This window comes from Zobellella denitrificans (genome assembly GCF_002237365.1).
GTDB lineage: Bacteria > Pseudomonadota > Gammaproteobacteria > Enterobacterales > Aeromonadaceae > Oceanimonas > Oceanimonas denitrificans.
This window is the reverse complement of the sequence record NZ_NMUO01000019.1, coordinates 40,804-49,720: the sequence shown is the minus strand read 5'-3', so window position 1 is coordinate 49,720 and position 8,917 is coordinate 40,804. Positions and strand designations below refer to the sequence as shown.

Below are 8,917 nucleotides of genomic sequence, written 5' to 3'. Positions count from 1 at the left end.
GTTCGCTTTCGTCCGGCCCAGCTCCCCGGCGAAACGCGCCACCGCCCAGCCGAGCTGGGCCGGGCCTTCCAGGCCGAACTCAGGGCGGCCCTGCTGGCGGCCCGCGAGGGCGATGTCTCCTGATCATCAAAAACACGAAAAAATTATCTTTGCCTGCATCCGTTTGTGCTCCTGGCGGGTAGTACAAGGGTGGCACCTGTTGCCGCGCCCGATACGACCGTCATAAGGAGACATGACATGCAAAAGCTTCACCGCAAGATGATCCCGGTACTGGCCCCGGCCCTGCTGCTCGGCCTCGCCTCCGCCGCCCACGCCATGGTGCCCGAGAGCATACAGGTGCCGGCAGGCCACCAGGTGGCCTGGGAAACCGTTGGCGTCGGTGAGATCGCCTACGAATGCCGCGACAAGCCCGACGCCCCCGGCGAACTGGGCTGGGTGTTCATGGGGCCGGATGCGGTGCTCAACGATCGCGCCGGCGCCGAGGTGGGCCGCTACTATGGCCCGCCCGCCACCTGGGAAGCGGCGGACGGCTCCAGGGTCACCGCCACCCAGCTGGCCGTGGCCCCGGCCGGCGAGGGCAATATCCCCTACCAGCTGGTGCAGGCCAACCCCGCCATGGGCGAGGGTGCCATGACCGGCGTCACCTATATCCAGCGACTGGACACCCAGGGCGGAGTGGCGCCGGCCACGGCCTGTGGCGAGGCAAACAAGGGCGAGCGCCAGATAGTCCGCTATCAGGCCGACTATATCTTCTGGAAAGCCGGCTAGAGCACCGATCAGTTTAAAAGGTGAGCAGTGCGATATCTCACCTGTAGGCGCCCGTTTACGCGGCGCAAACCGGCCAACGGCCTGGGGCGTGGATATTGGGCACCGGTTTGTGCCGGCTAAAGCGGTACCTACAGCGACGGCTACAGCGGTACAAACCGGCAGCTACGCAGAGCCGGGCTGCCTGATTTTTAAACTATATGGCGTTCTAGAGGGAGAGGGCGCCATCCGCCCAGATGTGGTCTACGCTTGAGTCTTATTAAGGGTTCGTTTGGCTACTTCGCGGATGGCGCCTCGCTTATGACAACACCGACACCAGATACGGATTACCAGGCCCTGCTGGCGGCCTGCGCCCGGGGAGAGCGCAGTGCCCTGCACCGCCTTTATGAGCGGGAAGGCTCCCGCCTGCTCGGGGTGGTGATGCGCATCGTGCGCGACCACGCCCTGGCGGAAGACATAGTGCACGACGCCTTGATCAACATCTGGCTGCGTGCCGACAGTTTCGATCCGCGCCGGGGCTCCGCCCGGGGCTGGATTTACAGCGTGGTCCGCCACCTGGCCCTGAATACGGTACGCAACCGGGGACGGGAACTGCTGCTGGATCAGGAACTGGCCGACAGTCTGGATGCCCGCCGCTCGTTCGAACACTGGCGGCAACGCCAGGACGATGCCACCTGGGCGGAATACGGCGGGCGCATCGAGCATTGCCTGGAGCAGCTCGAGCCCGAACGACGCAGCTGCCTACTCCACGCCTATGTGGACGGCTGCACCCATCATGAAATTGCCGGCCGCATGGGGGCCCCGCTGGGGACCGTCAAGGCCTGGATCAGGCGCAGCCTGGCGGCATTGCGGGAGTGCATGGCATGAGCGAGTTGCAGCGGCAGGATCCCGAACGCCATGCCCTGGCCGGCGAGTATGTGCTGGGCACCCTGTCCGCCGACGAGCGGAAAGGTCTGGAGCAGCGGCTGGAGAGCGACGAGCGCCTGCAACAGGCGGTGGCGGAATGGGAGGAGCGGTTGCATCCCCTGATCGCCCTGGCCGAGCCGCAATCGCCTTCCCCCCGGTTGTGGCCCCGGGTAGAGCGTACCCTGGATGCCCTGGGCCGCTGGCGCCCGCCTGTCCGCCCCCGGCACTGGTGGCAGCGGTTGGGCTGGTGGCGGGGACTGACCGCCGCCGGCCTGGCCATGAGCCTGTTACTGGCGGCCGTGCTGATCTTGCGGCCCCTGCCCGAGCCACGCTATGTGGTGGTGCTGGTGGCACCGGAAGAGAAGACGCCGGGCTGGCTGGTGCAGGCCCGGGATCCGCGGGAGGTCCAGTTGATCCCGCTGGCCGCGGTGGAGGTGCCGGCGGACAAGGTGCTGGAATTCTGGACCAAGGGCGACGACTGGAACCAGCCCGTCTCCCTGGGCCTGGTGGCGCCGGGTGAGCGGCTGCGCATCACCATGGATGAGCTGCCTCCCCTGGCGCCCAACCAGCTGTTCGAGCTGACCCTGGAGCAGACCGGCGGCTCGCCCACCGGCCTGCCCACCGGGCCCATCCAGTTTATCGGCCGGGCGGTCGAACTCTAGTCGCCGGCGGCACGGTGTTCGGTTCCGGCCTGGTCGCTCAGCCGGGCATGCCAGTGCCGGGTGCTGTCCGGCTTGCCGAACCAGTAGCCCTGAAAGGCGGTGCAGCCCAGCTCCTGCAGCCGGCTTGCCTGCTCGGCGGTTTCCACTCCCTCGGCGATCACCTGCAGGTCCAGGCTGCGGCCCAGGGCGATGATGGTGCGCACTATGGCTTCGTCGTTGGGATCCCTGAGCAGGTCGCGGACGAAGGACTGATCGATCTTCAGCTGGCTGAGCGGCAACCGCTTGAGGTAGCCGAGAGAGGCATAGCCGGTGCCGAAGTCGTCCAGGGAGAAACGCAGCCCCAGCCGGCGCAGTTGTTCCATCCGGCCGATGGTCTGCTCGATATCGTCGATCAGCAGGCTTTCGGTGATCTCCAGCTCCAGCCTGGCCGGGTCGACGCCGCTGTCCTGCAACAGGCGTTGCAGGCCGGCCACGAAATCCGGATGGCGGAACTGGCGTGGGCTGATATTGACCGCCAGGCCGAGCCGGGCCATGGCCGGCTCCCGGCGCCATTCGGCCAGCAGCCGGCAGGCCTGGGCCAGCACCCAGTCGCCCAGGGGGATGATGAGCCCGCTGCTTTCCGCCAGGGGAATGAAGTCGGCGGGAGAAATCCGGCCCAGCTCAGGGTGCTGCCAGCGCAGCAGGGCCTCCATGCCGGTGATCCGCTCGCCGGCGTCGACCTGGGGCTGCAGGTGCAGCTCCAGCTCGTCCCGTTCCAGGGCCAGGCGCAGATCGTGTTCCAGCCGGCTACGGCGATTGGCGTCGTCCTGCATCGCCTGGTTGAAGAAGTGCAGGGTATTGCGGCCATCGGCCTTGGCGGCAAACATCGCCAGATCGGCGGCCTTGAGCAGCTCGTCGATATTGCCCTGGGCGTCCGAAAACATGGCGATGCCGATGCTGGCGGAGCAACGGTGCTCCTTGCCCGCTATCTCGTAAGGCACGGCCAGCCGCTCGAGCAACTGCCGGACCCGGTCGCGGACCTGCATGACGGCGTCTTCCTGCCGGGGGCTCAGATCCTCCATGATCAGCACGAACTCGTCGGAGCCCAGGCGACCGGCGGTGTCGGTGCCGGCCAGGCTGTGCCGCAGGCGAGCGGCGGTCTGTTGCAGCAACTGGTCGCCGCAGTCGTGGCCCCGGGTGTCGTTGATGTCCTTGAAATTGTCGAGGTCGATCAGCACCAGGGCGCCCTGGTAGCCGGTGGCCTGGCTGCCGGCCAGGGCGTGGCGCAGCCGGTCCAGCAGCAGCCGGCGGTTGGCCAGGCCGGTGAGGGAGTCGAAAAAGGCCAGTTGATGCAGCTCTTCCTGCAGCCGGCGGTATTCGGTGATGTCGGTGGAAATGCCGCACAGGGCGTGGATACGGCCGTCGGGCCGGCGCAGGGGCAGCTTAACCGAGAGAAAGGTGCGCCGCTCCCCGTTGCGGCTCAGGCCGTTGACCTCCTCTCCGGCCACCCGCTCGCCCTGCTGCAGCACCCGCAAGTCGTTCTGTTGCAGTAGGGCGCAGGTTTCGGCGTCGAAAAAGCGCTCATCGCTCTGGCCGAGGATCTGCGCCGGCGTGACGCCGAACAATTCGCACACCCTGCGGTTGGCGTACTGGTAACGCAGCTGTTCGTCCTTGATGTAGATGCAGGCCTCCACACTGTCGAGGATGGTGTTGAGCCGGTGTTCGCTGGCCTGCAGGCTCAGGGTACGCTCGGCGACCTTGCGCCGCAGCAGCAGGTTGAAGCAGATGGCCAGCAGCAGGGCCGAGAGCAGCAGCCCCAGGCTCCACCACAGGGCCGGCGGCAGGGGGTGAGCCGGCCGGCCGCTCCAGCGCGTGAGTATGTCGAAATAGCGGGAGTCGTTGTCCGACTGCCAGCGCTGCAGATGGTGGTCGATGCGCGCCAGCAGGGCCGGATTGGTGCCGGCCGGCACGGCAAAGTAGAGCTTGCTCGGCTGGAACAGGATGGGGGAGGCCACCAGATCCCGGCTGGCCGCCTGCTGGTTGCCGATGAAGTGGTTGGCCGCGGCGGCGTCCGCCCGGCCGCTGGCCACGGCGTCGAACACCTGATCCAGGCCATCGACCGGCAGCCATTCCACCCGCAGGCCGAAGCTGTCGACCAGTTGGCCGAGGAACTGTTGCTGCACCGAGCCGCGCAGCACCGCCAGCCGCTTGCCGTCCAGCTCCAGCAGGCTGGCCAGGCGGCGGTGGGAGAGGGTATAGATCTGCGACCAGCTCAGCAGGGCCGGGGTGCGGTGAAAGTCGAAGCGGGTCGCCCGCTCTTCGGTAAAGGCCACGTCGGGCATCAGGTCGATGCGTCCCTCCGCCAGCCATTCCAGGCACTGTTGCCACTGGCAGGGTACCGGCTCCAGTTGCCAGCCTTCTTCCCTTGCGATTTCGCCGATCAGATCGCCGAAGATGCCGCTGGGTTGCCCCTGGGCGTCGGCCATGATCTTGGGGGAATTATGGTAGAGACCGAGGCGTACGGGCTGGGCCTGGGCCGGGGACAGCAGCAGCAACAGCAGCCATGGCAACAGCCGTTTCAGCGGGGTGTGCGGGAACATGATGCTCAAGGGTATCCCTATCCTCGTGCCGGTTATTTTTTGTGGGGGGGATTGGCTCCATTTATAACAGATCCTACGACTTTGGTCGGATATTTCGTCATGAAATGCGCGCTTTGTCCTAGGATATTTATCGTGGCCAGCCGGATCGCTGGCTCAGGCCGGGCCGCCCAGCCGGGCCTTCAGGGCCGGCTCCAACTGGGCCAGCCGTTGTTCCACCAACGGCAGTTGCCCGGCCGCCGCTTCCAGCTCGCCGTTGCGGGCCAGGGTTTCCAGCGCCAGGGCGGCCTCGCCCAGGGCACGGCCACCCACTACCTGGGCCGAGCCCTTGAGGGTGTGGGCCGCCCGGCGCAGCTCGGCGGCATCCTGCCGGGCGAGGGCCTCGGTCATGGCCCGCAGCAGGCCGGGCGCCTCCTGCAGGAAGAGCCCGGCCATCTCCGCCAGCAGGGCGGTGTTGCCCTCCAGCCGGGAGAGGGCGTCGTCCCAGTCCAGGATGGCGCCGGTATCCGGGGTTTCTGCTATTTCTGGCGCCTTGGCCGCCGCCACCGGGGCTTGGGGCGGCCCGCTCCGCCCTGCGGCCATGGCCGCCTTCTGCTCCACCGCGGCGTAGAGTTCGGCGGCGCGGAACGGCTTGGTGACGTAGTCGTCCATGCCGGCGGCCAGGCAGCGCTCCCGGTCTTCCTTGGTGGCGCTGGCGGTCATGGCGATGATGGGCACATGACCGCCCTGTTCGGCCTCCCGGACGCGGATGGCCCGGGTGGCGGCCAGGCCGTCCATCACCGGCATGTGGATGTCCATCAGCACCACGTCGAAGTTGTCCTGGGCCACGGCCGCAATCGCTTCTTCCCCGTTCTCGGCGAGCTTCACCTGGTGGCCCCGCTGGTGCAGCAGATCCATGGCCACCCGCTGGTTGGTGAGGCCGTCCTCCACCAGCAGCACCCGGCACGCCTGCGGCAGGGCCACCGGCTCGCCGGGTGGCGGCGGGGCCTCGGCCAGCACGGTACCCAGTGCCTCGCCCACGGCGTTGAGCAGTTCCGACTGTTTCACCGGCTTCATCAATTGGCGGGAGATGCGCAACTGCCGGCGCAGGGCGGTGTCGCCCGAGTAGCCCCCCGAGGACAGCATCAGGATGCGCAGCCCGGCCAGGGCCGGCCGCTCGCGGATGCGGGCGGCCAGCTCGAAGCCATCCATACCCGGCATCATGACGTCGAGCAGGGCCAGGGGGAAGGGGTCGTCCCCGCTCTGGTCGAGCAGGGCCAGGGCCTGCACGGCGCTGTGGGCCAGCACCGGCCGCATGCCCCAGTGTTGCAGTATTTCCTCGAGGATCATGCGGTTGGTGCTGTTGTCGTCCACCACCAGCACCCTGAGCCCGTGCAGGCCGGCGGGGGCGCTCAGGGGTTCGCTGCGCTCCGCCGCCAGGCCGAAGTCGGCATCGAAGGCGAAACGGCTGCCGCGGCCGCCGGGGCCACTGTCTACCCGGATTTGGCCGCCCATCATGCCCACCAGCTGGGCGGCGATGGACAGGCCCAGCCCGGTGCCGCCGCTCTGGCGGGTGGTGGAGCCGTCGGCCTGGGCGAAGGCCTCGAAGATGCGACGGCGCTGATTTTCGGGGATGCCGATGCCGGTGTCGCGCACTTCGAAGTGCAGACGGATACGGGTCTTCTGCCGCTTTTTCAGCTGCAGATCCACCACGATTTCGCCACTTTCGGTGAACTTGATGGCGTTGCCCACCAGGTTGACCACCACCTGGCGCAGTCGCACCGGATCGCCCACCAGCCGGTCCGGGATCTCGGCAGGGATGTGCACCGCCAGCTCCAGGCCCTTCTCGTCGGCACGCAGGGCCAGGGTCTGCAGGGTGTCGCCCAGGGTGTCGCGCAGCAGGAAGGGGAGGGCGTCGAGTTCAAGCCGGCCCGCCTCTATCTTGGAGAAGTCGAGGATGTCGTTGATAAGGCCAAGCAGGGTGTCCGCCGACTTCTCGATGATGGCCAGGTATTCGCTCTGCTGCTCGGTCAGCTCGGTGCGGGCCAGCAGCTCGGCCACGCCGATCACCCCGTTCATGGGGGTGCGGATCTCATGGCTCATGTTGGCCAGGAATTCGCTCTTGGCCAGGCTGGCCTGCTCCGCCAGATCCCGGGCCCGCTGCAGCTCCGCCTGGGAGCGGCGCAACTGCTCGGTGGTGGCCTGCAGCTCCTGGGTGCGCTCGGCCACCAGCTCCTCCAGGTGGTGGCGGTGGCGCTCCAGCTCGGTGACGTCGGTGTACACCGCCACATAGCCGCCGTCGCCGGTGCGGTGTTCGCTCACCTGGACGGCGAGGCCGTCGCTGCGGGTGAAGAAGTAGGGCCCCCGGGGGTGTCGGTGCCGTTCGAGTCGTTCGGCTATCCACTGCTCACCCGAGGCGTAGCCCAGCGGCAGGTGACCCCGCTTGACCACGTCGTGCAGCAGCGCCTCGAATTCCATGCCCACCGCCACCAGATCGTTGGGCAGGGCAAAATGCTCCTTGAAGCGGGAATTGAACAGCACCAGACGATCGTCGGCGTCGTACAGGGTAAAGCCCTCGGCGATGGACTCGATGGCCTCGGTCAGCTGATCCCGGGCCGACTCGGCCCGGCGCTGGGCCTCTTCGGTCAGCCGCACCTGCCGCTCGAGATCCTCGCGCTGCTCTTCCAGCTCGGTGATGTCGGTGTAGATGGCGACCACGCCGCCGTCTTTGGTGCGGCGCTCGCTGACCCGCAGCTGCAGGCCGCCGACCCGTTTGAGCTTGAATGGCGGCCCCGGATGGCGCCGTTGCGCCAGGCGCCATTCGAACCATTGCCGGCCGTCGTCCTCGCCGAACTCGAGCAGGTGGCGGTCCACCACCGCCTGGATCAGATCCCGGAAGGGCATGCCCACCCGCACTATGTCGGGCGCGGCCGAATAGTCGTCGCGAAAACGGGAGTTGAAGGCCACCAGGCGGTCGTCGGCATCGTACAGGGTAAAGCCCTCGGAGATGGACTCGATGGCCTCGATCAACTGCTGGTGGGCGGCCTCGGCCCTGGCCTGCAGCCGGCGGGTTTCCTGGTACTGCTGGGCCAGCTCCAGCTCGGCCTGGCGGCGGGCGGTGATGTCGGTGATAAAGCCTTCCAGCAGTTGCAGCCGACCGGCCTCGTCGAACACCCCGCAGCCCTGCTCCCACACCCATTTCTCCTCGCCGCCGCGGCTATGGATGCGGTATTCGAACTGGTAGGGTCGCTTGTTCTGAATGGCCTCCTGCACCTGTTGCCACAGGGTGGCGCGATCCTCGGGGTGGACCAGCTCGGCATAGTGGGGGCGGCCGGCGGTGACCTCTTCCGGCGCATAGCCGGTCAGGGCCCGGCAGCCCTGGCTGAGAAAGGTCATGGTCCACTGGGGGTCGTTCAGACCCCGGTAGGCGATGCCGGGCAGGTTGGCCATCAGGGTGGCCAGCCGGCGCCGGCTTTCCTGCAGCTCGCGGGCGGCGCCTTCCCGCTCCATCACCCGGCCCAGTTGGGTACCGATCTGGGCCATCAGTTCGAGCAACGGCGGATCGGGCTCCTGCACCCGGTCGGAGAAGAACTCCAGCACCGCCATGACCTGGCTGCCGGACAGCACCGGAAAGGCGGCGCCGGCCCGTACCCCGGTGTCCTGCCCCTGGTGGGCACGCTGGAAGTCCGGGTCCCGGGTTACGTCCGGGATCCAGGCGGGCTCGCCGCTTGCCAGCACCCGTTCCGGCAGGCCCATGCTGGAGCCATAGCGACTGGCCTCGGTGAGATTCTTGAACAGGCGGAAGCGCTCGCCGTCGCCCAGGTGCCAGAGCCGGGTCGACACCAGGCCGTCCCCGTCCGCGGAGGGATACCAGGCGTGCCCCAGGGGCCAGCCGGTGTGGGCGCAGACCAGATCGAGGGCGGTCTGCATCGCTTCGTCGACGCTGCGGGCCTCGTTGGCGGCGCGGGTGATGAGCTGGTTGAGGCGCAGCAGGGTGCTTTGGGTGCGGCGGTGGGCCATGATGTCGTC

The 8,917-nt window shown here is 67.8% G+C and carries 5 protein-coding genes; 3 read left to right on the top strand and 2 right to left on the bottom strand.

Translation table 11 applies throughout. The annotated features are described in order from the left end of the window. The first annotated feature begins 237 nt into the window (after positions 1-237). The 3 genes from CGX12_RS06340 (at position 238) to CGX12_RS06330 (ending at position 2,333) form a co-directional block, all read left to right on the top strand. A complete protein-coding gene (locus CGX12_RS06340) occupies positions 238-768 on the top strand; it encodes a DUF3455 domain-containing protein (protein WP_094039049.1) in 531 nt (176 codons plus the stop codon). Positions 769-1,065: 297 nt separating this feature from the next. Continuing rightward, positions 1,066-1,632, top strand: coding sequence for a sigma-70 family RNA polymerase sigma factor (locus CGX12_RS06335; RefSeq protein ID WP_094039048.1), 567 nt, complete (start codon positions 1,066-1,068; stop codon positions 1,630-1,632). Then, on the top strand, positions 1,629-2,333 hold the full coding sequence (locus CGX12_RS06330) for an anti-sigma factor (RefSeq protein ID WP_094039047.1): 705 nt from the start codon (positions 1,629-1,631) through the stop codon (positions 2,331-2,333). Before CGX12_RS06335 ends, CGX12_RS06330 begins: the two co-directional genes overlap by 4 nt. Here CGX12_RS06330 and CGX12_RS06325 read toward each other — a convergent pair. Then, the gene (locus tag CGX12_RS06325; RefSeq protein ID WP_094039052.1) at positions 2,330-4,912 is read right to left on the bottom strand and encodes an EAL domain-containing protein; all 2,583 of its coding nucleotides are present in this window, start codon (positions 4,910-4,912) and stop codon (positions 2,330-2,332) included. The two genes, CGX12_RS06330 and CGX12_RS06325, sit on opposite strands and share 4 nt — an antisense overlap. A gap of 153 nt (positions 4,913-5,065) precedes the next feature. After that, positions 5,066-8,908 carry a response regulator gene (locus CGX12_RS06320; RefSeq protein WP_094039046.1) on the bottom strand — a complete coding sequence of 1,281 codons (3,843 nt, stop codon included), beginning with the start codon at positions 8,906-8,908 and terminating at the stop codon, positions 5,066-5,068. Positions 8,909-8,917: the final 9 nt, after the last annotated feature.

Bases quoted from the DNA above. Each gene is read 5' to 3' on its own strand.
- CGX12_RS06340 (WP_094039049.1), top strand. From the start codon at position 238: ATGCAAAAGCTTCACCGCAAGATGATCCCGGTACTGGCCCCGGCCCTG.
- CGX12_RS06335 (WP_094039048.1), top strand. From the start codon at position 1,066: ATGACAACACCGACACCAGATACGGATTACCAGGCCCTGCTGGCGGCC.
- CGX12_RS06330 (WP_094039047.1), top strand. From the start codon at position 1,629: ATGAGCGAGTTGCAGCGGCAGGATCCCGAACGCCATGCCCTGGCCGGC.
- CGX12_RS06325 (WP_094039052.1), bottom strand. From the start codon at position 4,912: ATGTTCCCGCACACCCCGCTGAAACGGCTGTTGCCATGGCTGCTGTTG.
- CGX12_RS06320 (WP_094039046.1), bottom strand. From the start codon at position 8,908: ATGGCCCACCGCCGCACCCAAAGCACCCTGCTGCGCCTCAACCAGCTC.